The 22,800-nt window shown below is 68.4% G+C and carries 20 protein-coding genes; 6 read left to right on the top strand and 14 right to left on the bottom strand.

Annotated elements, in window-relative coordinates:
• Nucleotides 1-242 precede the first annotated feature (242 nt).
• The 8 genes from A3ES_RS0122180 to A3ES_RS0122145 form a co-directional block, all read right to left on the bottom strand.
• Nucleotides 243-1,781, bottom strand: coding sequence for a sodium/solute symporter (locus A3ES_RS0122180; RefSeq protein ID WP_020389041.1), 1,539 nt, complete (start codon nucleotides 1,779-1,781; stop codon nucleotides 243-245).
• Between the two features lie 12 nt (nucleotides 1,782-1,793).
• Nucleotides 1,794-2,174: a hypothetical protein gene (locus A3ES_RS0122175; protein WP_020389040.1), complete on the bottom strand. Its 381-nt coding sequence runs from the start codon at nucleotides 2,172-2,174 to the stop codon at nucleotides 1,794-1,796.
• Complete coding sequence (locus A3ES_RS0122170) at nucleotides 2,171-2,917, bottom strand: LytR/AlgR family response regulator transcription factor (protein WP_020389039.1); 747 nt, start codon at nucleotides 2,915-2,917, stop codon at nucleotides 2,171-2,173. Before A3ES_RS0122170 ends, A3ES_RS0122175 begins: the two co-directional genes overlap by 4 nt.
• A 174-nt stretch (nucleotides 2,918-3,091) precedes the next feature.
• Entirely contained in the window at nucleotides 3,092-4,222 is a 1,131-nt protein-coding gene (locus tag A3ES_RS0122165; RefSeq protein WP_020389038.1) for a histidine kinase, read from the bottom strand.
• A gap of 17 nt (nucleotides 4,223-4,239) precedes the next feature.
• Nucleotides 4,240-4,974 (bottom strand): metallophosphoesterase family protein, encoded by a 735-nt coding sequence (locus A3ES_RS0122160; RefSeq protein ID WP_020389037.1) that lies wholly within the window; start codon nucleotides 4,972-4,974, stop codon nucleotides 4,240-4,242.
• Nucleotides 4,975-5,032: 58 nt separating this feature from the next.
• On the bottom strand, nucleotides 5,033-6,235 hold the full coding sequence (locus A3ES_RS0122155; protein ID WP_020389036.1) for a hypothetical protein: 1,203 nt from the start codon (nucleotides 6,233-6,235) through the stop codon (nucleotides 5,033-5,035).
• Entirely contained in the window at nucleotides 6,232-7,458 is a 1,227-nt protein-coding gene (locus A3ES_RS0122150; protein WP_026163103.1) for a hypothetical protein, read from the bottom strand. The genes A3ES_RS0122155 and A3ES_RS0122150 overlap by 4 nt, the downstream gene beginning before the upstream one ends.
• Before the next feature lie 110 nt (nucleotides 7,459-7,568).
• Nucleotides 7,569-8,765: a hypothetical protein gene (locus A3ES_RS0122145; protein WP_157630669.1), complete on the bottom strand. Its 1,197-nt coding sequence runs from the start codon at nucleotides 8,763-8,765 to the stop codon at nucleotides 7,569-7,571.
• Between the two features lie 127 nt (nucleotides 8,766-8,892).
• On the opposite strand from A3ES_RS0122145, the gene A3ES_RS0122140 reads away from it, so the two are divergent.
• Together A3ES_RS0122140 and A3ES_RS54175 are read left to right on the top strand one after the other, a co-directional pair.
• Nucleotides 8,893-10,359, top strand: a complete 1,467-nt coding sequence (locus A3ES_RS0122140) for a serine/threonine-protein kinase (RefSeq protein WP_020389034.1) — start codon at nucleotides 8,893-8,895, stop codon at nucleotides 10,357-10,359.
• A gap of 393 nt (nucleotides 10,360-10,752) precedes the next feature.
• Nucleotides 10,753-11,016: a hypothetical protein gene (locus A3ES_RS54175; RefSeq protein WP_157630668.1), complete on the top strand. Its 264-nt coding sequence runs from the start codon at nucleotides 10,753-10,755 to the stop codon at nucleotides 11,014-11,016.
• A 181-nt stretch (nucleotides 11,017-11,197) separates the two neighbouring features.
• Here A3ES_RS54175 and A3ES_RS0122135 read toward each other — a convergent pair whose 3' ends face one another.
• A complete protein-coding gene (locus A3ES_RS0122135; protein WP_020389033.1) occupies nucleotides 11,198-12,145 on the bottom strand; it encodes a hypothetical protein in 948 nt (315 codons plus the stop codon).
• Between the two features lie 81 nt (nucleotides 12,146-12,226).
• Here A3ES_RS0122135 and A3ES_RS0122130 point away from each other — a divergent pair, with 81 nt between their 5' ends.
• The 4 genes from A3ES_RS0122130 to A3ES_RS0122115 are packed head-to-tail and all read left to right on the top strand — an operon-like array spanning nucleotide 12,227 to nucleotide 16,398.
• Nucleotides 12,227-13,552, top strand: coding sequence for a dipeptidase (locus A3ES_RS0122130; RefSeq protein ID WP_020389032.1), 1,326 nt, complete (start codon nucleotides 12,227-12,229; stop codon nucleotides 13,550-13,552).
• Nucleotides 13,553-13,604: 52 nt separating this feature from the next.
• The gene (locus A3ES_RS0122125; RefSeq protein WP_020389031.1) at nucleotides 13,605-14,729 is read left to right on the top strand and encodes an NAD(P) transhydrogenase subunit alpha; all 1,125 of its coding nucleotides are present in this window, start codon (nucleotides 13,605-13,607) and stop codon (nucleotides 14,727-14,729) included.
• Nucleotides 14,726-15,031: an NAD(P) transhydrogenase subunit alpha part 2 gene (locus A3ES_RS0122120; protein ID WP_020389030.1), complete on the top strand. Its 306-nt coding sequence runs from the start codon at nucleotides 14,726-14,728 to the stop codon at nucleotides 15,029-15,031. Before A3ES_RS0122125 ends, A3ES_RS0122120 begins: the two co-directional genes overlap by 4 nt.
• Entirely contained in the window at nucleotides 15,028-16,398 is a 1,371-nt protein-coding gene (locus A3ES_RS0122115; protein WP_020389029.1) for an NAD(P)(+) transhydrogenase (Re/Si-specific) subunit beta, read from the top strand. Before A3ES_RS0122120 ends, A3ES_RS0122115 begins: the two co-directional genes overlap by 4 nt.
• Here A3ES_RS0122115 and A3ES_RS0122110 read toward each other — a convergent pair.
• Genes A3ES_RS0122110 through A3ES_RS0122090 form a run of 5 tightly spaced genes read right to left on the bottom strand, consistent with a single transcriptional unit; the run spans nucleotide 16,385 to nucleotide 22,771 of the window.
• Nucleotides 16,385-18,157 (bottom strand): ABC transporter ATP-binding protein, encoded by a 1,773-nt coding sequence (locus A3ES_RS0122110; RefSeq protein WP_020389028.1) that lies wholly within the window; start codon nucleotides 18,155-18,157, stop codon nucleotides 16,385-16,387. The two genes, A3ES_RS0122115 and A3ES_RS0122110, sit on opposite strands and share 14 nt — an antisense overlap.
• A 1-nt stretch (nucleotide 18,158) precedes the next feature.
• Nucleotides 18,159-19,079 carry an ABC transporter permease gene (locus A3ES_RS0122105; RefSeq protein ID WP_020389027.1) on the bottom strand — a complete coding sequence of 307 codons (921 nt, stop codon included), beginning with the start codon at nucleotides 19,077-19,079 and terminating at the stop codon, nucleotides 18,159-18,161.
• The gene (locus A3ES_RS0122100) at nucleotides 19,076-20,071 is read right to left on the bottom strand and encodes an ABC transporter permease (RefSeq protein ID WP_020389026.1); all 996 of its coding nucleotides are present in this window, start codon (nucleotides 20,069-20,071) and stop codon (nucleotides 19,076-19,078) included. Before A3ES_RS0122100 ends, A3ES_RS0122105 begins: the two co-directional genes overlap by 4 nt.
• A gap of 1 nt (nucleotide 20,072) precedes the next feature.
• Complete coding sequence (locus tag A3ES_RS0122095) at nucleotides 20,073-21,755, bottom strand: ABC transporter substrate-binding protein (protein WP_020389025.1); 1,683 nt, start codon at nucleotides 21,753-21,755, stop codon at nucleotides 20,073-20,075.
• 23 nt (nucleotides 21,756-21,778) lie between these two features.
• Complete coding sequence (locus A3ES_RS0122090) at nucleotides 21,779-22,771, bottom strand: LacI family DNA-binding transcriptional regulator (RefSeq protein ID WP_020389024.1); 993 nt, start codon at nucleotides 22,769-22,771, stop codon at nucleotides 21,779-21,781.
• Nucleotides 22,772-22,800: the final 29 nt, after the last annotated feature.

The raw sequence follows: 22,800 nt of genomic DNA, 5'->3' as shown, positions 1-22,800 counted from the left end.
CCGGCGTGCAGGGTTGCTGGTTCGTACTGTGGTCCAGCTCATTGGCACCTGACAGTCCCGAACCACAACGAGCGCTCAGCGGTGCTCAGCTTTCGACCGGCGGTGAAACCCGCTGCGGTGAGCGGTCGGAACGGCACGACGAACGGTCACCCACCCACCTGATCATTCGCCCCCTTTTCACCCTCGCCGCCGACCGGCCGGCGCCGGTCAGCACGCGAAGAGGGTGAAAAGGGGGCGAATGATCAGGTGAGTGGGGAGAGGCCGCGGTCGACGTCGACGGCTTCCGGGGTGTGCAGGCGGACCATGCTGCGCGCGGTGCCGCGAGGGATCTTGTGCGGCGTGAGCTTGGAGACGACGATCACGGTGATGAAGGCGAGCGGCATCGTCCAGGCGGCCGGCTGGCCGATCAGGGCTTTCGGCCAGCCGCCCTGCGGTGGGCCGATCACGTTGACCAGTACTGCGGTGATCGCGGCGACGCCACCCACGATCAGCCCTGCCGCGGCACCGACGGTGGACATCTTGCGCCACCAGATCCCCAGCACCAGCAGGGGGCAGAACGTTGACGCCGCCACGGCGAACGCAAGGCCTACGGTGTCGGCAAGGCTCAGTGCGCCGGTGAGATTGAAGGCCAGATAGGGAACCGCGACCGCGAGCAGGGCGGCGATGCGGAAGCTGTTGACGGCCAGGTAGTCACCACCGGTCAACCGATGCAGCCGGTTGCGCAAGAGGTCCTGGTCGATCACGCCGGCGATCGCGACGGTCAGCCCGGACGACGTCGACAAGAACGCGGCGAAGGCTCCCGCGGCGACGAGTGCACCGAGCAGATCCCCTGCTGTGCCAGGGAAGATCCGTCCAGGCAGCTCGAGGACGACGGTGTCGGCGCCGGCTCCGATCAGGTCGGGCGCGAAGCTTCGGCCCAGGACGGCGTACACGGGTGGGAAGAGGTAGAACACTCCGAGCAGGGCCAGCACGACAACCGTCGTACGGCGGGCTGCCCGTCCGTCCGGGTTGGTGTAGAAGCGGACGAGTACGTGCGGCAGGCCCATCGTTCCGAAACAAAGGGCCAAGAGCAACGAGTACGTCGCGTAGACCGGGTGGTCGCGTCCGCCGGCCCGGGACAGCGGTTCGGCCCACTCGGCACCCGCTCCCTGCAGGGACTCCAGTACTCCGACCGGATGGTCGCCCGAGCGCCAGGCGATCAGAATGACGAAGATCGGCGTGGCCAGCGCGGTGAGTTTGAGCCAGTACTGGAAGGCCTGCACGAAGGTGATCGAACGCATCCCGCCGGCCGCCACATTGATCACCACGATGATCGCGACCACTGCCGCGCCGACCTCCGTTGGCGCGCCGGTCACCGTTTGCAGGGCCAGGCCGGCGCCACGCAACTGGGGGAGCAGGTAGAGGGTGCCGATACCGAAGACGAGGCAGGAGCAGATCTTCCGTACGGGAGCCGATTCGAAGCGGGTCTCGGCGAAGTCGGGCAGCGTGTAGGCGCCGGATCGACGCAGGGGTGCGGCGATCAGCACGAGCAGCATCAGGTAGCCGACGGTGTAGCCGACCGAGAACCAGAGCATGTCGGCGCCGTTCACCAGCACCAGACCGGCGACGCCGAGGAAGGATGCCGCCGACAAGTATTCGCCGCTGATCGCGGACGCGTTCCAACGTGGGGTGACGGCCCGGCTGGCGACGTAGAAGTCGCTGGTCGTGCGGGAGATCCGCAGCCCGAACAGACCGATCCCGATGGTTGCCGCGACCACCAGTCCGATCGCAGTCAAACTCATTGCCGGAGACATCTACTTGCGCCCTACGAACTCGGTGAACTCCGTCTCGATCCGCTCGGCCTTGCGGACATAGATGCGGGCGGCAACATAAAGCACGGGGTAGACGACGATGCCGAGCAGCAGCCAGGGCAGTGGCAGGCCGAGGATCGAGAACGTGCGGGTCGCCGGCACGAGCAGGAAGAGCAACGGCAGGCCACCCAGTGCCACCGCCGCACCGCCGATCACCGCGAGTGCGAGCCGGAGCTGCGCCTGGATCAGCGAGTTCATGTAGACCTCGCCGACCCGAGTCTGCTCGTCGATTTCCCGGGTACCGGTGTTGGCTGCCAGCCGGCGCGCCGCACTGGTCCTCGGGCTGGTGACCCGAACCCGTCGCGGCGGCTCCGGCGTACTCATCCGCGCAGTGAGGTCGAGCGGACCAGCAGGTCGCGGAGTTCGCGGGTGTGGCGGCGGCTGACCGGGAGCCAGTCGTCGCCGACCCGGACGGCGCAGCGGCCGCCGTCGACGCGCATCTCGTCGACGTGGGCGAGCGCGACCAGGGTGCTGCGGTGGATCCGGGTGAAGCCCGCGTCGCGCCAGCGCTCTTCCAGGGTGCTGAGCGGGATCCGGACCAGATGCGAGTTCTGCCCGGTGTGCAGCCGGGCGTAGTCGCCCTGCGCTTCGACGTACCGGACGGTGGAGCGCTGCACGAAGCGGGTGACGCCGGCCAGCTCGACCGGGATGGTCTCGTCGTCGGAGTCGTCCTGCGGGGTGGCGGTGACCGGCGCACCGGCGTTGACCACCCGGCGGACGGCCTCCGCGAGCCGCTCGGCGCGGACCGGCTTCATCACGTAGTCGGTGGCGCGCAACTCGAAGGCGTCGACCGCGTGCTCGTCGTACGCCGTGACGAAGACGACCTGCGGCGGTTTCTTGAAATTGGACAGCACCCGGGCCAGGTCGATGCCGTCCAGTCCGGGCATCTTGATGTCGCAGAACACCACGTCCAGGTCGGCCCCTTGCAGGATCCTCAGCGCATCGGCGCCGTTCGACGCGGTCTTGATCGGGCCGATCCGCGGGTCCTTGGACAGCAGATAGACCAGCTCGGCCAGCGCCGGCTCCTCGTCATCCGCGACGAGTGCACGCAAGGGAGAGTCAGCCATGGCCACACACTAGTGCCCCTCAGACGGTCTGGCACGGCACCGGCGGCGCCCAGGCACGCACCTCGCGGCGGCGGAGAAGAGACCACGATGAACCCCGCATCGAGGCCTCTTCTCCGCCTTGCGATGCACGCACCTGGACACCGCCGGCACTCGTGCCAGACCGTCTGAGGGGCACTAAGCCGACGCATGCACCCCTGAGGAGTATTTGGGCACCCGGAAGCTGACCTTTGTGCCTGCGTCCGGTGCGGTCTCGACGACCAGGCCGTAGACGTCGCCGTAGACCTGGCGCAGGCGGGCGTCGACGTTGCCGAGGCCGACCGAGTCGCCGCTCGACTCGCCCGCGAGCGCGGCCCGGATCACCTCGGGGTCGCTGCCGGCGCCGTCGTCCTCGACGCTGATCTCGGCCTCCAGCCCGCGGTCCTGAGCACGGATGGTGATACGGCCGATACCCGACGTACCGTCCAGACCGTGCCGGACCGCGTTCTCCACCAGAGGCTGGACGACCAGGAACGGGATCGCGACGGACAGTACCTCCGGGGCGATCAGCAGCGAGACCTTGAGCCGCTCGCCGAACCGGGCCTGTTCCAGGACGAGATACCGCTCCACGTTGCGCAGCTCATCGGACAGCGTGGTGAACTCACCGCCGCGGCGCAGCGCATAGCGGGAGAAGTCCGCGAACTCGAGCAGCAGATCCCGGGCCCGCTCGGGGTCGGTCCGGACGAAGGAGGCGATCGCTGCGAGGGCGTTATAGATGAAGTGCGGGCTGATCTGGGCCCTGAGTGCCCGCAACTCGGCCTCCATGGCCCGGGTGCGCTCCTTGTTGAGCTCTGCGAGTTCCACTTGGCCGGAGACCCACCTGGCCACCTCCTCCGTCGCCCGGACGAGTGCTGCCGACGAGCGTGGGCTGTAGGCGACCAGGACGGCTACTACCCGGTCCTCAGTGACGATCGGCGCGACCACCGCAGTACGGATCGGGCACTGGGGATCACCACAGGCAACATCATTTGCACCGAGTACTGCGGTCCGCCCGCTGCGCAGGGTGGGCGCCGCGATGGCCTTGGCGTCCCTGCGGTGGTTGCTCTCGTAGGGGCCACCGACCCCGTCCCAGGCCAGTACTCCGGACGAGTCGCAGATGGCGATGGCCGCAGTACCGAGCAGGTCGCGCAGGTGCTTGCTCGCCTTGCCGGCCGCCGCAGGGGTCAGCCCTTCGCGCAGACTCGGCGTCGCCAGCGAGGCGGTGTGCAGCGTCGCATACGTCGCCTTGTCGGCCGAAGTCCCGAAATGCTTCCGTCGCCGCGCAAACATGCCCCGACGGTAGCTCCTCAGACCTCCGAGCGCGGCCTGAACGCCTCCAGCGCCTCGGTGTCGGAGTAGTTGGAGCGCAGGTACTCGTCCAGCCAGGACTCGATACCGGGGTACGTCGAGTGCTTGGCAAGCTGGTCTGCAGCAGAGGCGTCCAGCGCAGTACGACGGAGCTGGACGCCGGACGAGGTCAAGAGAGCCCAGCTGGCACCAGGGGCGCCGTACGGCATGCCGACACTGCCTGCGTTGACCACCAGCCGCCGGTCGACCTGCCGGGCGAAGGGCATGTGCGTGTGCCAGCATACGATCGTTCGGATCTCCTCCGGTACGCCGCTGAGGACGTCGGCCCAGCGGGAGATCGGGCTGTCGACCAGCACCACCTCCTCGTCATCGCGAGGCGTCGCATGACAGAACAACGTGTCGCCGATCGTCACTGTGGTCGGCAGGGCATCCAGCAGCTCGACCTGGTCCGTCCGGAGTTGCTCTGCAGCCCAAGGGCTCACCGCATCCGGCGGCTGGCCGTCGTACGTCCCGCGAGCCATCGCAACCAGCTCACGGTCCGCGTTGCCCCGCACCCACACGGCTCGCTCGCCCAACCCCACCAGGAGATCCAGCGTCTCCACAGGCTGCGGCCCGCTGGCGATGTCCCCGGCCAGTACGACCACGTCAGCGGCCGCTACGTCCGGCTCAGCCAGCACAGCCTCCAACGCAGGCAGTACGCCATGAATGTCCGCCAGCACCACCACTCGCTCCATACCGAGCAGTCTGCCGCCGCTCGCCTCCGTGCGCCCGCTGGTTAGCTCCCGGCAGACATCAGCTGCCCAGGTTGAGCGCGATATCTGTAGTGATCGCGGTGGCCAGCTCACAGCGTCCCGTGCTGATGTTGCACCGGATGATCGCGCTCTTGGTGCCCGGGTCCCCGCCGCCACCCGAGGCGACGGCGACGATCAGCAGATGCTGGTCGTCCTCGGCCCTGATCTGGTGGAAGCACCCCTGCCACTCGCGGATCAACCGCCCACCCTTGGCATCGAGCGCCGCCTGTTCCAGGTCGCAGTAGCCGTCGCCGTACGCCGGACCGCCGATCGCGGTGGCGCCGTCGGGCGTGAAGCCGTTGATCCAGTTGTCGCAGGTCCGCCAGAGCTGTTTGCCGGTGGCGATCTCGCTGACCGTGCTGCAGCTGCCACTGTCGTTGATCAGGCTCGCCGAGGCCGCGATCCGCCCGTCCTGCGACACCGCCGTCGGAGAGGCCACCTTCTCGGTCTGTGCCTTCGCCGCGCCCGGCCGCCAGGAGTACAGGTTCCAGGCCCCGTTCTCCGTCGCTCCCGACCGGTAGAAGACCGTGCCGTTCACGAAGGCGAGCACCTCGGTGTTCCAGCCGTCCGGCACCTTCAGGCTCTGCACCGAACCACCGCTCTCCGCGTAGACGATGCCGCCCTTCGTGGCAGCGCCGCGGGAGCTGGTCCGCGCCGCCGCGTACGCCGCCCCGGACTGGTCATCCGTCGTCACCAGCGACGAGACGCCGGGAGTGCGCCGGACATCGCTGCTGTAGCCGTCGAAGCGGATCAGCTCCGTCCCGTCGTCGCCCTTGCCGACGATCGCGAGCGCGTACGGGTCGAGGCGGCCGACCGCGTAGATCATGGTGCTGCCAGGCACCTTCGCCGGCGAACCCGCGCCGCCACGAATCTCCCGGTCGACCAGGTAGGGCACCTGGGGTGCACGCCCCTTCGGGAGGCTGCTGACGGTCAGTTTGACCGTGGTCGGGCCGGTGGAGGTCGGCGGCGCGGAGGTCGGCGTCTTACTCGGGGTGGTCGACGGAGTCGCGGATGGCGTCACCGGAGTACCGGTCGGTGTCTTCGACTGTCCCGGTGTAGGCGTGCTGCTCTGCGTCGGCAGCGGAGCCGCGTCGGCACTGCCCGCCTGGGGGTCCTTCTGGTATGCGAGTACGCCGCCGAGTGCGACGGCGGCCACCGCCACTGATGCGACCAGCACGATCAGCCGACCGTTCGTCCGTTTCATGGTGTCATCCCTGGGTCGAGCCGCAGTTCGGCGTTGCTGAGGGGTACGGCGAATTCGCAGTCACCCGTGGCGATCACGCACCGAACGAGCGAGCCGCCGGTGGCTCCCTCGGTGCTGATCAGGACGTGCTGGTCGTCTTCGGCGACCGCGTTGGCGAAGAAGCCCGTCCAGGCATGGATCAGCTTGCCCGTCTTGGTGTCCTGGGCGGCGATGCGAACCATCGGGGTTTTGCCTGCGTACCCGCGGCTGATCGTGACCCGGCTGTCCGGCGTGAAGTCCGTCAGGTCGCCTTTGCAGGTCTCCCACAGTTTCTTGCCGGTGGCAACTACGTGCACGGCGTTGCAGACGCCTGCCGAGGCGTTGCGCCAAGAGGTGGAATACCGTCCGTCCTCGGACAGGATCCGGCTCTCGGTGACGGTCTTGACCAGCTTCGGCGTCGTGGTCCCGGGGGTCCACTCGTAGAGCCGGTCGACGTCGCCCGCCTGCTCGTCGATCGACCGGTAGTAGACCTTGCCGTCTACCAACGCGACCACCTTCAGCGCGAAGGTGTCGTCGGGGAAGTCGAGGGTCTTGGTCGCACCGGTCGCCGACAGGTGATGGAGGGCGCCGCCTCTGGTCACCATGCCCTCGGCGTTGAGCCGGACCGTCGTGTACGCCGCTGCGGTGCCCTGCTTGTTGGTGACGAGTGTGTCGGCGTTCGGGACCCGCCTGGTCGGGTGTCCCGCGCCGATGACGAGAAGGTCGGTCGTGCTGCCGTCGGTCCCGACCACCGCGAGCACATCGTCACCGAGCCGGGCGAACCTCTCGATCCGCTGGCTGCCGGGGATCTTGATCGTCGGCCCGCCGCCACGGACTTCGCGGTCGGACCGATAGGTCACGGCGGGGTTCCGGCCCTTGGCGAGGGCGGCCAGGTCCACCGGGATCTCGACAGGGTTGCTCGGGGCCGGGGTCGTCGGCGGCGTACCGGGCGGTTTCGGGGTGGCGGCCGGTGTCGAGGACGAGGGAGGGGCCGGGGTCGAGGGCACAGCGGACGGTGTGAGGGACGGAGTGGGCCGGCTCGACTGGACCTGCAGGGGAGCCGCCGCGGTACCTCCGGCCTGAGGCCTCTGCTGGTGGGCGAAAGCGCCGCCGCCTGCCACCGCGGCTACCGCTACCGCCGCGACCACCGCCGCAAGTCGCGCGTTCTTCTGGACCACCTTGTCGTCACCCCCTGAGCCTTTCATGCTGATGTCCCCTTGCGCGTGGGACGCTGGCCGGGACTGTTTTGTTCGTCACGATCCGATGACAAGTGATCCAGCGCCTCAGCGGGCGGCCAGCAAGACGACCGAGCGGTTCACTCGCCGCTGATGCCCATCCACGCGGATTTCGGCCGGACGGCGGTCTCGCAGGAACCTGTCGTGATCGCGCAGCGGATGATCGAGCTCTGGTACGCCGCATTCACGGCGACGATCAGGAGATGCTGGTCGTCTTCGGGAACAACGGTCTCGAACCGTCCCGTCCACTCGCGGATCACCGCGCCGGTAGTGGTGTCCTGGGCCGTGATCCGTCCGGCAGAACCATCCCCGGCGCGGTCCCCGACCCCGATCGCGACGGAGTGGCCCGGGGTGAAGCCGCTCAGCACGCTGTCGCAGGTCCGCCACGACTGCTTGCCGGTGGCCACCACCATCACCGTCGAGCAGATCCGCGTGGTTTCGCCGGGCGTGGAGACGGAGGTGGAGATGGCCACCGCGCCGTCGGCCGACACCTCGCGCGCTGAACCGACGGTCGTGATCCGCCGCGCCGCCGAGGAGCCCGGCGTCCACTCGAACAGCTTCCACGGCGCGGCCTCGGCGTCCTTCCAGTGGAAGTAGACCTTGCCGTCGGTCCCCACCCGGAGGACCTCCAGCCCGCGAGCAGAGGCCGGTACGGCGAGCTTCTGCACCGCCGCTTCTGTCTCGGCGTAGACGACACCGCCGGCGTTGTCGGCCGGTACTGCGGCGTAGGCCACGGCCCCGCCCTCGGCACCGACCAGAGAGCTGACGTCAGGTGTGTACCTGGCCTTGCCGTCGCTGCCGATCTTGATGAGTCGCCAGTCGGCGGCGGAGACAACGGCCAGTACGTCGTCGCCCAGCCGGGCCACCTGGTGGATGGTGTCCGTGCCGGGGATCTTCCGCAACCAACCAGCACCGCCGCGGACCTCGCGGCCGACTACGAAGGTCACCTGTGGATCCCTGCCCTGACCGAGCTTCGCCAGCTCCACGCTCAGCTTGACCGAACCGGCCGGTGGCGGGGTGGGAGTCGAGAGCGTCAGAGAGGGCGTCGGCAGCGGGCTCGTTGAGCGAGCAGACGGAATACTGGTCGGCGGTGTCTGCTTAGCGGACTGCTTCGAGACCTGCGGGCTGGGACTGGTCGGAGCCGTCAGCGGAACTGCCGCGGACCCGAGGAACTTCGGGCCGTTGCGGGCGGCGAGCATGCCGCCGGTGGCCACCGCCGCGACGGCGACAGCGGCGACCACTACGATCACCCGTCCGTTGGTCCGCACAGCTGTCATCTCCTGCCTACCGCGGGGCCGATTCGTCCCCGTTCGCGGTGAGACGCGGGACGACTTCGTTTAGTTCGACACGATCCGATCACGAGTGGGCGACCCGGTCGCAGGAACGATCGAGCATAATGCGGGGATGGACCAGCCACCGCGGATCGGCCGGTACTCCCTGGTCCGCCGGGTGGGTGCCGGGGGTTTCGCGACCGTCTGGCTGGCCCGGGACGAAGAACTCGACGCCGACGTCGCCGTCAAGATCCTGTCCGACAACTGGATCGACGAGGACGACGTCCGTCGCCGCTTCCTGGCCGAGGGCCGGTTCCTGCGCCGGGTCGACTCGCCGCACGTGGTCGGCGTGCACGACGTCGGCGAGACCGAGGACGGCCGGCCCTATCTCGTCCTGACCTATGCCGACGGCGGATCGCTCGCGGACCGGATCAAGGCCGGGCCGCTGGAGATCGCGGAGGTCGTCGACGTCATCACCCAGGTCGGCAGCGGACTCAAGCAACTGCACGCGCGCGGAGTACTGCACCGCGACGTGAAACCGGCCAACGTCTTGTTCCGGACCGACGAGTCCGGCGATCGCGCGATGCTCGGCGACCTCGGGCTGGGCAAGTCGCTCGAAACCGTGTCCCAGTTGACGATGCCCGGCGGTACTCCGGCCTACGTCGCGCCCGAGCAGGTGATGGGCGACCGGCTCGACCATCGCGCCGACCTGTACTCGCTCGGCGCGGTCGCCTACGCGGCCTTCACCGGCCAGGCGCCCCATGGGCTGATGAGTCTCGGCGCCGTGATGCGGATCGAGTCCCCGCCGCCGTCGATGAGCACCTTGCGCGAAGACGTCCCACCCGCGATCGACGCCGTCGTACGCCGGGCCCTCGAGCCGAATCGCGACAAGCGCTGGCCAGATCTCGACAGCTTCCTCAACGCCCTGCGCGAGGCGCACGAGACCGGCGAGATCCCCGCCGGCCTCGTGCCGGCCGATGAGTTGCCGGTCCCGGCCGGACCGGGCGGCGTTGACCAGGCGACTGCACTCTCAGCCGCCAACGCACCGACGGTCGCTCCTGCGACGGAGCCGGCGACTGTCGCAGCACTGGCACCGGCCGCGACACCGGCCAAGGGCCGCTCGGGCCTGGCCTGGGTGCTCACGATCGTCTTTGCCCTGCTGCTGGCAGCCGGTGGCGGCTATGGCGGCTACCAGCTCGTCATGAGCCGCCCGATGACCGTCACCGAGGACAAGCTGACGGTAAAGGTCTCCCGGGAGTGGAACCAGAAGTCGACCAACTCGGCCAAGCCAGCCTTGCTGGTCACCACGGACACCGAGGGCTGGCGGACCAACGACAATGTGCCCGGCGTCTACGTGGAACTGCAGTCCGGCGGCACGGTTCCGAAGGCAGGCAAGCCGACCTCGGGCTGCACGCTGAGCGACAAGAGTCCAGGCTTCCGTCCGGAGAACGCGATCTACTACTACGCCTGCGGCGCCGACAAGTTCGTAGGCGAGCGTTATCAGCTACTGGAAGGTGTAGGGGTGCTGTGGACCCAGGTCCGAACCAGCACCCTCATCGAAGTGAACGACGTCCTGAGCTCAGTGAGCTACAAGGGCTAAGGCCAAAGCCGGTTAGGGCGAGCGCCGGGCTGTCAACGATCCGTCAGGCGGTCGGCGGCCAGTCGTCCTCCGTGTGCCTGGGTCTTCCGTGGGCTTGGGTTTTCGGTGCCAGGGCTGAGTGGGGTTGCCCGTGCTCCGGAGGTGGAGCGTGACTTCGTCAAGGAGTGTCCGTCGGCCGTGCCCGGCGAGGTGCAACGTGGGGCGGGTTGGCGATGGCGAGACTCCTGGGGCGCAAGGGCCGGGAGGGTCCGGACGTCGGTGCAGACCTCTCTGCGGTCAGCAAACGCTTCCCCCGGCGTGTCGGGGCATCGGCGCGAGGTCGTGCGTGCGCAGCCGTCCACGCCTTCGCCACGGCACGGCACACGCATGGTCGAGCAGGTCGGGGAGTGACAGATGACCCGCGTGAAGGATTTTTGCCACGGAGCGGCAAAAATCCTTCACGCCGTGCTCCGGGACGATTTCAGTCGGCGTCGTCGAGCAGCACCTTGCCGGATTGAGCAGGTTGGCCAGATCGAAGACCTGTTTCATTCGCCGGGACAGGTCGAGGCCGACCAGGCCGAGTCCCTGTTCCAGCCAGCAGGCCCCGGGGGCGCCGAGACCCTACCAACTGATCCCGTGCGAGTCGACACGGCCAGGCAGCTCCCCGAAACCGCTTAAGTTACTGGCTTTGGGGCTAGTAGCGTGTCGCGCCAAAATCTTGGCGCTTGCGGCGCCCAGGCACGCACCTCGCGGCAGCGGAGAAACGGCAACGATGGAAAAGCATCGATGCCGCTCCTCCGCCACCGCGATGCACGCACCTGGACGCCGCAATCACCCAAGCTTTTGACGCGACACGCTACTAGGGCACCAGCGAGGTCAGCGACGACACCGAGGCCTTGTGTAGGCGGGGGATGACGTTGAGCGTCGCCGAGTCCGGGGCGTAGAGGTGTGAGCCCGACTCGTAGACCAGGTACGCCGTGCCGTTGTACTCCGTGACGCCCTCGGTCATACTCGGCGCCCGGAAGCAGCTCAGCTGGGCCGCATCCAGATCCTTTTGACCCCGGCGGACGACGTACAGGTTGCTGCGGTTGCTGCGCCCGTACGACGTGCTGTAGACGAAGTGGTTCGCGGTGACCATCAGGCCTTGCGCCTTCGTCGGTACCTCCCAAGCACCAGGCAGTGTGGTGAGGGTGCCGTCGTCAGCGATCTTGTACTCGTACATGGCGCCGCGACCGGTCTCGTTGAAGCTGCCGGAGAAGATGGAGTCGCCGTAGCTGGTCAGGAACGATGAACCGGCGACGTCGCGCGCAGTACCGACCTGAGCCAGGTACGGCGTACCGGCGGCCTTCATGGCGTCGCGGAGCTCCGTGAGCCGGTACTTGCGGATGGAGCTGCCTGCACCGGCGACGAAAGCCCAGCCCTTGCTGGTGGTGATCCCGCCGACGTGTGACTCGGCGACGGCCACCACACCGACAGTGGAGCCGGTAGCCGGGTCGATGCCGTAGATCTGCGAGTTGGCGCCCGTGCGGTACGAGGACACCAGCAGCAGGTTCTTGCCGGAGCCGTCCCAGTTGTACCAAGTGCCGGCGCCTTGCGGGGTGTGCGTGCTGAGGTTGGGGATGGTCGCGCTGTTGCTGAAGCGGGCGTCGTACTTCTTGGAAGCCGACGGACCGTCGTAGAAGGTAGCGCCGCCGGTGGTCGCGGTATCGCAGGTGATCGCGGCTGTGGCGATCGTCGGCGCGCTCACCGCTGTCAGGGCGGCTGTAGTGGTGAACAGGGTGGTCAGAATGGCCAGTGGGCGAGCCATGGGGGTCCTCTTCGGTTAGGCGGTAACTTTCGAGATCTCCACCCTAGAGGGTAAGTATCTTCCCCGCAGTACGGTAGGCGCATGACCGACCTAGCCGCGGCGATCGACCGCGTTCTGCCCTCCGTCCGTGCCGACCTCGAGGACCTCATCCGGATTCCCTCGGTCAGCGCGGACCCGGCCCGTGCGGCCGACGTCCAGCGGTCCGCCGAGGCGACCGCCGCGCTGTTCGAGGCCGAAGGCTTCGAGGTGCGGATCGTCAGCGCGGGGGGTGGCGCGCCCGCGGTGATCGCGAAGAAGCCCGCGCCGGAGGGCAAGCCGACCGTGCTGCTCTACGCGCACCACGACGTCCAGCCGACCGGCGCCGTCGAGGAGTGGACCTCGGAGCCGTTCGTGCCGACCGAGCGGGACGGCCGGCTGTACGCCCGTGGCGCTGCCGACGACAAGGCCGGTATCGCGGCCCACCTCGCCGCCGTACGGGCCTTCGGCAACGATCTGCCGGTGGGCGTGACGGTGTTCGTCGAGGGCGAGGAGGAGATCGGTTCGCCGACCCTGCTGCAACTGCTCGACGAGTACGCCGATGAGCTGACCTCCGACGCGATCGTGATCGCCGACTCGGGCAACTGGGCGATCGGCCAGCCCGCGTTGACGGTCTCCCTGCGCGGTCTGGTCGACTGCTACGTCGAGGTCCGGACGCTGAAGCACGCCGTCCACTCCGGCCTTTTCGGCGGCGCGGTACCGGATGCGCTGTCGGCGCTGTGCCGGTTGCTCGCCACCCTGCACACCGAGAACGGTGACGTCGCTGTCGACGGGCTGCACGCGACACGCGCGGCCGACCTGGATTATCCGGAGGACCGGTTCCGGTCCGAGTCGAGTGTGCTGGACTCGGTCCGGCTGATCGGTACGGGCACGCTGGTCGACCGGCTGTGGACGCGCCCGGCGATCGCAGTACTGGCCATTGACGCACCGCGGGTCGCCGACGCGAGCAACACGTTGGTGCCGGTCGCCCGGGCCAAGGTGAGCCTGCGGGTGGCACCCGGCGACGACGCGGTCAAGGCGATGGAAGCCCTGCGCAACCACCTCGAGCAGAACGCGCCGTGGGGTGCTCAAGTCACCGTGACAGACGGGGATATCGGCCAGCCGTGCTCGATCAACGCCCGCGGTACGGCGTACGACGCGGCCCGTTCCGCCTTCGCCGCGGCCTGGGGTGTCGAGCCCGTCGACACCGGGATGGGCGGCTCGATTCCGTTCATCGCGGAGTTCCAGCAGGCCTTCCCGAACGCGGCCGTTCTGGTCACCGGCGTGGAGGATCCGGACACCCGGGCGCACGGCATCGACGAGGGCCTGCACCTGGAGGAGTTCGCCAAGGTTTGTCTGGCCGAGGCGCATCTTCTTCAGAACTTGGCCTGATCGGAGGCACCGGGCTTTCCGGGCACGGTGTGTTTGGCATAGGTTTCGGCGAGTGAAGATCGCAGTAGTGCGCGAGACCAGACCGGCCGAGCGCCGGGTGGCCCTGGTGCCTGAACAAGTCGTCAAGCTCGTCCAGCTCGGCTACGAGGTCGCGGTCGAACCCGCGGCGGGCGAGCGCGCGCTGTACTCCGACGATGCCTACCGCGACGCCGGGGCCGAAGTGGCCTGGGGTGCCGACCATGCGGCCACCGTGGTGGCGTCGGTGCAGCCGCTCGAACGCGAGCGTCTGCAGCGGCTCCACGCCGGTACTGCGCTGATGTCGTTCCTGCCGACGAATCCGCCGGACGTGATCCGGGCGGCGACCCGGGCCAAGCTGACGGCGTTCGCGATGGAGATGATCCCGCGGATCTCCCGGGCCCAGTCGATGGACGCACTGTCTTCGCAGGCGCTGGTGGCCGGCTACCGCGCGGCCATCGTCGCCGCGGAACGGCTGCCCCGGTTCTTCCCGCTGAACATGACGGCCGCCGGCACGGTGCCGCCCGCCCAGGTGCTCGTCCTGGGCGCGGGCGTCGCCGGTCTGCAGGCGATCGCCACCGCCAAGCGGCTCGGCGCGGTCGTGAAGGCGTACGACGTCCGTACCGCCGCCGCCGAGGAGATCGCCTCGATGGGCGCGCAGCCGATCGAGCTCGAGCTCGGCACGCTGGACGGGCCGGGCGGCTATGCGCGCGAGATGACGGAGGAGCGCGCCCAGTTGCAGCGCGACCTGCTCGCGCCGTACATCGCGGGCGCGGACGCGTTGATCACCACGGCCGCCGTACCGGGCCGGACCGCGCCGATGCTGGTGTCGCGGTCGATGGTCGAGCAGATGAAGCCCGGCTCGGTCGTCGTCGACCTGGCCTCGGAGTCCGGCGGCAACGTCGAGGGCTCGGTGGCCGGGACCGAACTGATGATCGGCAACGCGCTCGTCTGGGGCGGGGCGAACGTGCCCAGCCAGATGGCCGGACCGGCCAGCCGGCTCTACGGGCAGAACATCGCCAACCTGATCGCGCTGATGACCCGGGACGCGGAGTTCAACCCGGACTTCGACGACGAGATCGTCCGCGGCTGCTGTGTCACCCACGACGGGACCGTGCTGCACGAGCCGACCCGCGAGCTGCTGGAAGGACCGAGGGCATGACCGAGACCATCGCACTGCTGACCATCTTCGTGCTCGCGGCGTTCGTCGGCGTCGAGGTGATCAGCAAGGTCTCGTCGACCCTGCACACCCCGCTGATGTCCGGCGCGAACGCGATCCACGGAGTCATCCTGGTCGGCGCCATCATCGTCACCGGCCAGGCCGACTCGGCGCTGGTCGTGGTGGTCGGGTTGCTGGCCGTCGTGCTGGCGACGATCAACATGGTCGGCGGCTTCGTCGTCACCGACCGGATGCTCGAGATGTTCCGTGGCCCCGGGGGTCGTAAGAAGGAGCTGCACAAGTGATCGACACCTGGGCCCAGATCGGCTACCTGATCTCGGCGGTCTGCTTCATCGTCGCGCTGAAGGCGCTCTCGTCGCCAAAGTCGGCGCGCGGCGGCAACCTGCTCGGCGCCGCCGGCGCAGTGCTCGCGGTGATCATCACCTTCGTCGCCTACAAGCCGGACCACCTGGTGCCGATCCTGATCGCGCTGGCGGTCGGCACGGTCGCGGGTGTGGTCGGTTCGCGCCGGGTGCAGATGACCCATATGCCTCAGCTGGTGGCGCTCTTCAACGGCGTCGGCGGTGGCGCGGCCGCACTGGTCGCGCTGATGGAGCTCGGCGAGGTGCACGACGGCCAGACGATCGCCTCGATCGCGGTCGCCTTCACTGTCGTCGTCGGTGCGATCAGCTTCTCCGGCTCGGTGGTGACGTTCGCCAAGCTGCAGGAGCTGATGACGACCCGGCCGGTGACCTTCCCGGGCCTGCCGGTGCTGTTCATCGCCGGCATCCTCGGCAGCGTCGCGCTGTCGGTCTGGCTCGTGTCGGACCCGCGCGTGTGGGTCGGCGTGCTGCTCTGCCTGGTCGGTCTGGCCGTCGGCGTGATGCTGGTACTGCCGGTCGGTGGCGCCGACGTACCGATCGTCATCTCGCTGCTGAACGCTTTCACCGGTCTGACCGTCGCTGCCGGCGGTTACGTGCTCGGCAACACGCTGCTGCTGATCGCGGGAACGCTGGTCGGCGCGGCCGGTACGTTGCTGACCAAGCTGATGGCCGACGCGATGGGCCGCTCGGTCTTCAACATCCTCTTCGGTGCCGTCAAGGGTGGTTCGACGCTGGGTGGCGGTACCGCGTCCGAGCGCCCGGTCATCTCCGGTGGCGCCACGGACGTGGCGATCCTGCTGGGGTATGCGCAGAAGGTCATCATCGTGCCCGGCTACGGGCTGGCCGTCGCGCAGGCCCAGCACACTCTGCGCGACCTCGTCGAGGAACTGCAGAGCCGCGGGGTCAAGGTCGACTACGCCATCCACCCGGTCGCGGGCCGGATGCCCGGCCACATGAACGTCCTGCTCGCCGAGGCCCAGGTGCCCTACGAGCAACTGCGCGAGATGGACGAGATCAACGGCGACTTCAAGTCCACCGACGTCGTCCTGGTCGTCGGCGCCAACGATGTCGTCAACCCGGCCGCCCGCAACTCCCCGAGCGCCCCGATCTACGGCATGCCGATCCTGAACGCCGACGAGGCCCACCGGGTCATCTTCCTCAAACGCTCCATGCGCCCCGGCTTCGCCGGCATCGAGAACGAACTCCTCTACGACCCCAAAACCACCCTCCTCTTCGGCGACGCCCGAGACTCCCTCACCAAACTCCTGGCCGCCGTCAAGAACGTGTGACCGGGTTGGGGATCGCGTCCAGAAGTTCCTGGGTGTAGGTGGCCTGCGCGTTCTGGATGACCTGGAGCGTGCGGCCGCGTTCTACGACCTGGCCTTCGTTGAGGACCAGGACCTCGTCGGCAAGGAGGCGGGCGCTGAGGAGGTCGTGGGTGATGTAGAGCATCCCGAGCTGGCGGGTCCGGACCAGGTTGTCGAGGAGTTCCAGGATCTCTGCCCGGATCGAGACGTCGAGCATGGAGATGGGCTCGTCGGCGACCAGGATGCGGGGTTCGGGGGCCAGCGCCCGGGCGATGACCACTCGCTGCCGTTGGCCGCCGGAGAGTTGGTGGGGGAGTTTGTCCAGGTACTGCGACGCCGGGTGCAGGCCGACTGTTTCCAGCAGTTCGCCGGCGCGGGTGCGTGCCTGAGCCTTCGACAGGCCCAGGTGGTTCTGGAGTGGCCTGGAGAGCGCGTACGCCGGTGTGCGGGTCGGGTTGAGCGCGGCGAACGGGTCCTGGAAGACGAGTTGGGTGTGGCGGCGATAGGCGCGCAGCTTGCGGCCGCGCAGGGATCCCACGTCCACTCCACCGGTGAAGGTGACCGAGCCTGAGGTCGGGCGCTCCACGCCGGTGACCAGCCGGGCGATGGTGGTTTTGCCGGACCCGCTCTGACCGACCAGCGCTGTCACCTGACCCGGCCGCAGCTCGAACGAGACCCCGTCCACGGCTCGCTTGCCGCGGTACTCCTTCGCCGCGTCCGTGACCGTCAGCACGGGATCCACCGCAGGCGCCTCAGCCCGTACTGCGACGAAGCTCCGGGCCCGGCGGGCATCGACCAGGCCGGCTCGTTCCACCAGCAAGCAGCGGGCCGTCCCCGCACCGGCCGGGAGCAGTTGCGGATGCTGGGTCGAGCAGTCGTCGATCGCGACCGGGCAACGGGCCGCGAATCGGCAACCCACCTGTGGGCGCGAAAGGTCCGGCGGCCGGCCGGGAATGTAGTCCACGCTGATCTCGGTCGCCCGCGGATCGGCGTACGAGCCCAGCAGGCCTTGGGTATAAGGGTGGAGCTGAGCAGACATCATCGCTCGCGCCGGCTGGTCCTCGACGAGCTCGCCCGCGTACATCACCATCACCCGGTCGGCCATCTCCATCACCGTGCCGAGGTCGTGGCTGATGAAGAGGACCGCGAACCCGAGCTGGGACTGCAGTTCGCGCAGCCGTTGCAGGATGTTGTGCTGGACAACGACATCGAGTCCGGTGGTCGGCTCGTCGAGCAGGACGAACTTGGGCTCCAGGGCCAGCGCGAGCGCGAGAGCGACGCGCTGCTTCATCCCGCCGGACAGTTCGTGCGGGTAGCGCCGCAGCACGTCGGCGTCGAGGGAGACCAGGTCGAGCAACGTCGCCGGATCGCCTTCGCGACCGTGCGCGGCGAAGGTGTCGGCGAACTGGGCACCGATCGTGATCACCGGGTTGAGCGAGTTCATGCTGCTCTGGAAGACCGTGGAGATCTTTGCCCAGCGCAACGGCCGGATCTCCTCCTCCGAGGCCGACGTGACGGCGACCCCGTCGAAGCGCACCGACCCGCCGCTGACTGCCGCGGGCTTGTCGAGCAGCCGCAGGATCGCGTTGCCGAGCGTCGACTTGCCACTGCCCGACTCGCCGAGCAGCCCGACGAACTCGCCGTCCGCGATCTCGAAGCTGACTCCGTCGACCGCGCGGACCGGCGTACCGTCGCGTGGGCTGTAGGTGACGGACAGGTCGTCCACCTCGAGCAGAGCCATCTCAGTCCTCCCGCAGATGAGGGTTGCTCAGGGCATCGACCCCGAAGTTGATCAGCGTCAGCGCCGTCATCAGCCCGGCGAAGGCGACACCGGGTGCGATCAGCCAGGCCCACTGGCCGGTCAGCATCGCGCCGCCGGTGTTGGCTTGGTTCAGCATCGTGCCCCAGCTGGTGGTGGTCGGGTCGCCGAGGCCGAGGAACGCCAGGCCGGCCTCGCCGCCGATCGCGCCCAGGCAGGCGCCCATGAAACCGACGACGACCAGCGACGTCATGTTCGGCAGGATCTCGCGGACGATGATCCGCGCGGTCGAGTCGCCGGCGAACTTGGCCGCGGTGATGTAGTCGCGGGTCCGCAGCGTGATGATCTGCGAGCGCTTCAGCCGGGCGCCGTAGGCCCAGCCGGTGATGCTGATGACGAAGATGATCAGCCACAGACCCTTCACCGGCGCGTATGCCGCCAGCGTGATCATCAGCGGCAGCACCGGAACCACCAGCGCGAGGTTGATGAAGAACGAGAGCACCTCGTCGACCAGGCCGCGCAGGTAGCCCGCGGTGAGGCCGACCGCCAGTCCGATCACCGTCGAGAGCGTGCCGGCCGCGAGGCCGACCAGCAGGGACGTGCGCGCGCCGTACACGAGCTGGGACAAGACGTCCTCGCCTTGGGCGGTGGTTCCCAGCCAGTTGCTGCCGTTGGGACCGACGGACGCGGTGAAGCTGTTGTCGCGCGGCGCGTACGGAGCGAGCACGGGTGCGAGGAGGGCGACGAAGACGAAGACCGCGAGCATCACCAAGCCGATACGGCACTTGCGGTTGCGCCAGAGAATGACGAACCACCCGGGCACTTTGGTGGCCCTCGCCGCTTCGACGGCGGCGACCTCGGCCTGCTCGGTGTCAACGGGCTGGATCGGCAGCGACGTGGTCATCCGGCCTCCTCCCGCCGGACGCGCGGATCCAGTACGCCGTACAGCAGGTCGGCGAGCAGGTTCGCGATCAGCACACCGACCGTGATGAACAGGAACAGCGCCTGCATCAGCGGGTAGTCGCGGTTCGAGACGGCCTCGAGCATCATCCGGCCGAGGCCCGGGTAGTTGAAGATCGACTCGACCAGGACAGTGCCGCCGAGGATGCCGCCGAGCGCGATCGCGAAGCCGGTGACGTTCGGCAGGACCGCGATCCTCGCGCCATAGGTGAGCGCGACGCGGCGACGCGGCAGACCTTTGGCACGGGCGAGCCGGGCGTAGTCCTCGCCGAGCGTCTGGACCATGTTGTTGCGCATCCCGATGATCCAGCCGATCGGGCCGACGATCAGCAGCGAGACGGCCGGCAGAATGCTGTGCTGGAAGGCGTCGGAGAAGAACAGCCAGTTCCAGCCGGGATCGCTGCCGCCGCCGTACCCGCCGCCGGTGGGGAACCAGTTGAGCGTGATCGCGAAGACGTAGATCAGCACCAGCGCGAGCCAGAAGAACGGCAACGTGCCGACGAAGGTCGACCCCAGCGTGATCACCGAGTCGACCCGGCTGTTGCGCCGGTACGCCGCCCACGCGCCGAGCAGGGTGCCCGCGACGAAGGACACGACCTGTGTGACGCCGACCAGGATCAGCGTCCAGGGCAGGCCCTGCCCGATCATGTGCGTGACCGAGTACGGGAAATAGGTGTAGGAGATGCCGAAGTCGCCTCGGGCCACCGCCGCCAGATAGTCCCCGTACTGCGTCAGCAGGTTGCCGTCCGGCGTACCGAGCATCTTCCGGATCGACTCGACCTGCGCCGGGTCGATCGCCTGGCTCTGGCCACCCAGCCGGGACACGATCGCCTCGGCCGGGTCGCCGGGCTGGAGCCGCGGGATCAGGAAGTTCAGCGTGATCGCGGCCCACAGCGTGGCGAGGAAGAACCCCGCGCGCCGGAGGAAGTAGCGCACGTCAGCTGCCGGCCGGCTTGAGGTTGGTCAGCACCAGCAGGTTGTCAGTCGGTGCGGCGTACGGGTTCTTCTCGTCGGGCCAGCCGACCGCCTTGTCGGTCTGGTACTGGAACCACTTCGCGCCGTACCAGAGCGGGATCATCGGGACCTGGTCCACCATCACCTTGGTCAGCCCCGCGACGGCCTGCTTCTGCTCCTCGTCGCTCGTTGCCAGCCGCAACTGGTCGAGCAGCTTGTCGGTCGCCGGGTCGTTCCAGCGAACGAAGTTGCTCGCCGCCTTCTGCCCGATCGGCGCGCTCTGGTCGCTGCCCAGCGGCTCGGAGAAGTTGCGGAACATGTTGCAGGACCCACCGTGCACGCCGAAGAGCAGGTCGTACCGGCCGACCGCCCGGTCGCTCTCGTAGGTCGGCGGGTTGGGCGTCTCCATCGCGACGTCGAAGCCGAGGCTCTTGAGGTCCTTGACGATGATCTGCGCGGCCGAGACCCAGTCGACGTAGCTGCCCGGCACCTTGAAGGTGAACTTCAGCGGCTTGCCGTCCTTGCCCAGGCGCTTGCCCTGGGCATCCTTCTTGTAGCCGGCCGCGGTCAACGCCGCGTCTGCTTTCCCGGCGTCGTAGGAGATCCGGCCCTGGTCCTGGAGATCGGCAGGCAACCACTTCTCCTGCCCCGGCACGACGAGGCCGGTCTGGCTGGCCTTCTCGACGTAGCCGAGCTGGGACTTGGTGACGATCTCGTCGCGGTTGAACGCGGTGGTCAGCGCCTTGCGGAACTCCACGTCGCTGAACGGCGCCTTGGTCAGGTTGAGGTAGACGCTGATCGAACCGCCCGGCGGGTACCAGTAGTGGTTGATCTTCGGGTCGCGATCGACGAACGCCTTCTTGATGTCCGGTACGAACATCGCGTTCGTGTCGTACTCGCCGCGGCTCAGCTTCAGTTGTTCGACAGCGCCACCCGCATCGGCTTTGTGGAAGCGGATCTCCTGCACCTGGACCTTGCTTGCCTGCCAGTAGTCCGGGTTCCGCTCGATGGTGAGCTGCTGCGGGTTGAACGACTTCACCTTCATCGGACCCGTACCGACCGGGTTCTGCGCGTTGACGAACTTCACCGGGTCGGCCTGCTGCGACCAGATGTGCTCGGGAACGATGTAGACGTTGGTGATCAGCGTGAAGGTGGAAGCGCCGGGATCCTTGAACTTGAGGGTGACCGTGCTCGCGTCAGTGGCCTCGACCGCCGACAGGTAGCGCCAGACGCCCTGGGTATCGAGCGCCGAGTGCTTGTGCAGCAGGTCGAAGGTGAACGCGACATCCTTGCTGGTGAAGGGTTTCCCGTCGTTCCACTTCACGCCGTCGCGGAGCTTGAAGGTCAGCGTCTTGGGGTCGGTCCACTTGTACTCGGTGGCCAGCCACGGCTTCGGCGTACAGGAGAAGTTGTCGTAGAGCATGAGCTTCTCGAAGACATAGTCGACGGCGCCGAGCCGGGTGGCCTCGAGGTACGGGTTGTAGTTGGCCTGCGGGGCGGTGCCGCCGCCGAAGTCGCCGTAGTCGAGGAAGTTGACCATGCCGTTCGCCGCAGCTGGGCCGGAGCCGCCGCTGCCATTGGTCCCGCTGGTGCCGGTGCAGGCGACGAGGGTGCAGGTCGTCGCGAGCGCGACGATCGCTGTCCGGAGGAATGATGGGCGGTTCATGCCTTGCTCCTGTCTGTCAGGCGCTAGCGGCAGCCGCAGCTGCCCCGCAGTACCAGTTCGGTGGCGAGCACGGTGTCCATCACCGCGCCCGGCTCGCCGAGTCCGGAGAGCAGCAGGCGGGCGGTGACCGCGCCGAGTTCGCGAATGGGCTGCCTGATCGTGGTCAGCCCGGGCTGGACGAGGGAGGACATGGCGACGTCGTCGAAGCCGGTGATGGCGACGTCGCCGGGGATCTTGAGGCCGCGGCCGAGGGCGCCGATCAGGACGCCGAGCGCGGTCTCGTCGTTGGCGCAGACGATCGCGCGAGGCGGGTTGGCCCTTTCGAACAGCTCGCCGGCCGCGATCACGCCGTCGGACTGTTGCAAGCCGATCTTCACCGGCGTCTTCGGTGCGGGCACCCGGGCGTCGCGATGCCCTTGCCTGAAAGCTTCCCAGCGATCGGTGACGTCGGGTGAGCCGTCGGGGTTGCCGACGAACGCGAGCCGGCGATAGCCGTGGTCGACCAGCAGATGCCGGGTCAGCTCTGCCACTCGGGAGTTGTCGGCGCGCACCGCGGGGATGCCGTCGAGCGGCCGCCCGGCGAGCACCACGACCGGCACGTCGGCGGCCAGCCGGCGTAGCGTCTCCTCCTTGATCGTGCCGCCGTGCACCGCGATGCCGTCGACCCGCGCGGACATCGCCAGGACGTCGTCGTCGGCCGCCGCGCGCCGGTGCGTTCCGACGATGTGAACGCTGGCGCCGGTCTCCATCGCCTCGTACTCGAAGCCCTGGATCAGCTCGGAGAAGTACGGCCCGGCCAGGCCGGGGAAGACGATCGCCACCGCGCCGTGTTTCTGCTCGGCCAGGGCACGGCCGAGCTGGTTCGGCCGGTAACCGTGCTCCTCGATGACGCGCAGGACACGCTCCCGGGTCTCGGGGCTGACCTGCCCGGTACCGCGGGAGACCCGCGACACCGTGGCGATCGAGACGTTCGCGATCTCGGCGATCTGGCGCACCGTGAGCCTCTTGTTGCTCATCCGCGACCTCCCGCCGTAACGTTGCAGTA

The organism is Kribbella catacumbae DSM 19601, assembly GCF_000372465.1.
Classification (GTDB): Bacteria; Actinomycetota; Actinomycetes; order Propionibacteriales; family Kribbellaceae; genus Kribbella; species Kribbella catacumbae.
Note: the sequence above shows the minus strand (reverse complement) of the source record. Positions and strands in the feature narration are given on the sequence as shown.

What these genes read in the sequence shown, in the direction of transcription:
- A3ES_RS0122170 (WP_020389039.1), bottom strand. Translation starts at nt 2,917, where the DNA reads ATGGCTGACTCTCCCTTGCGTGCACTCGTCGCGGATGACGAGGAGCCG.
- A3ES_RS0122150 (WP_026163103.1), bottom strand. Translation starts at nt 7,458, where the DNA reads ATGAAAGGCTCAGGGGGTGACGACAAGGTGGTCCAGAAGAACGCGCGA.
- A3ES_RS54175 (WP_157630668.1), top strand. Translation starts at nt 10,753, where the DNA reads ATGACCCGCGTGAAGGATTTTTGCCACGGAGCGGCAAAAATCCTTCAC.
- A3ES_RS0122160 (WP_020389037.1), bottom strand. Translation starts at nt 4,974, where the DNA reads ATGGAGCGAGTGGTGGTGCTGGCGGACATTCATGGCGTACTGCCTGCG.
- A3ES_RS0122180 (WP_020389041.1), bottom strand. Translation starts at nt 1,781, where the DNA reads ATGAGTTTGACTGCGATCGGACTGGTGGTCGCGGCAACCATCGGGATC.
- A3ES_RS0122120 (WP_020389030.1), top strand. Translation starts at nt 14,726, where the DNA reads ATGACCGAGACCATCGCACTGCTGACCATCTTCGTGCTCGCGGCGTTC.
- A3ES_RS0122175 (WP_020389040.1), bottom strand. Translation starts at nt 2,174, where the DNA reads ATGAGTACGCCGGAGCCGCCGCGACGGGTTCGGGTCACCAGCCCGAGG.
- A3ES_RS0122155 (WP_020389036.1), bottom strand. Translation starts at nt 6,235, where the DNA reads ATGAAACGGACGAACGGTCGGCTGATCGTGCTGGTCGCATCAGTGGCG.
- A3ES_RS0122140 (WP_020389034.1), top strand. Translation starts at nt 8,893, where the DNA reads ATGGACCAGCCACCGCGGATCGGCCGGTACTCCCTGGTCCGCCGGGTG.
- A3ES_RS0122165 (WP_020389038.1), bottom strand. Translation starts at nt 4,222, where the DNA reads ATGTTTGCGCGGCGACGGAAGCATTTCGGGACTTCGGCCGACAAGGCG.
- A3ES_RS0122105 (WP_020389027.1), bottom strand. Translation starts at nt 19,079, where the DNA reads ATGACCACGTCGCTGCCGATCCAGCCCGTTGACACCGAGCAGGCCGAG.
- A3ES_RS0122090 (WP_020389024.1), bottom strand. Translation starts at nt 22,771, where the DNA reads ATGAGCAACAAGAGGCTCACGGTGCGCCAGATCGCCGAGATCGCGAAC.
- A3ES_RS0122110 (WP_020389028.1), bottom strand. Translation starts at nt 18,157, where the DNA reads ATGGCTCTGCTCGAGGTGGACGACCTGTCCGTCACCTACAGCCCACGC.
- A3ES_RS0122135 (WP_020389033.1), bottom strand. Translation starts at nt 12,145, where the DNA reads ATGGCTCGCCCACTGGCCATTCTGACCACCCTGTTCACCACTACAGCC.
- A3ES_RS0122145 (WP_157630669.1), bottom strand. Translation starts at nt 8,765, where the DNA reads ATGACAGCTGTGCGGACCAACGGACGGGTGATCGTAGTGGTCGCCGCT.
- A3ES_RS0122130 (WP_020389032.1), top strand. Translation starts at nt 12,227, where the DNA reads ATGACCGACCTAGCCGCGGCGATCGACCGCGTTCTGCCCTCCGTCCGT.
- A3ES_RS0122095 (WP_020389025.1), bottom strand. Translation starts at nt 21,755, where the DNA reads ATGAACCGCCCATCATTCCTCCGGACAGCGATCGTCGCGCTCGCGACG.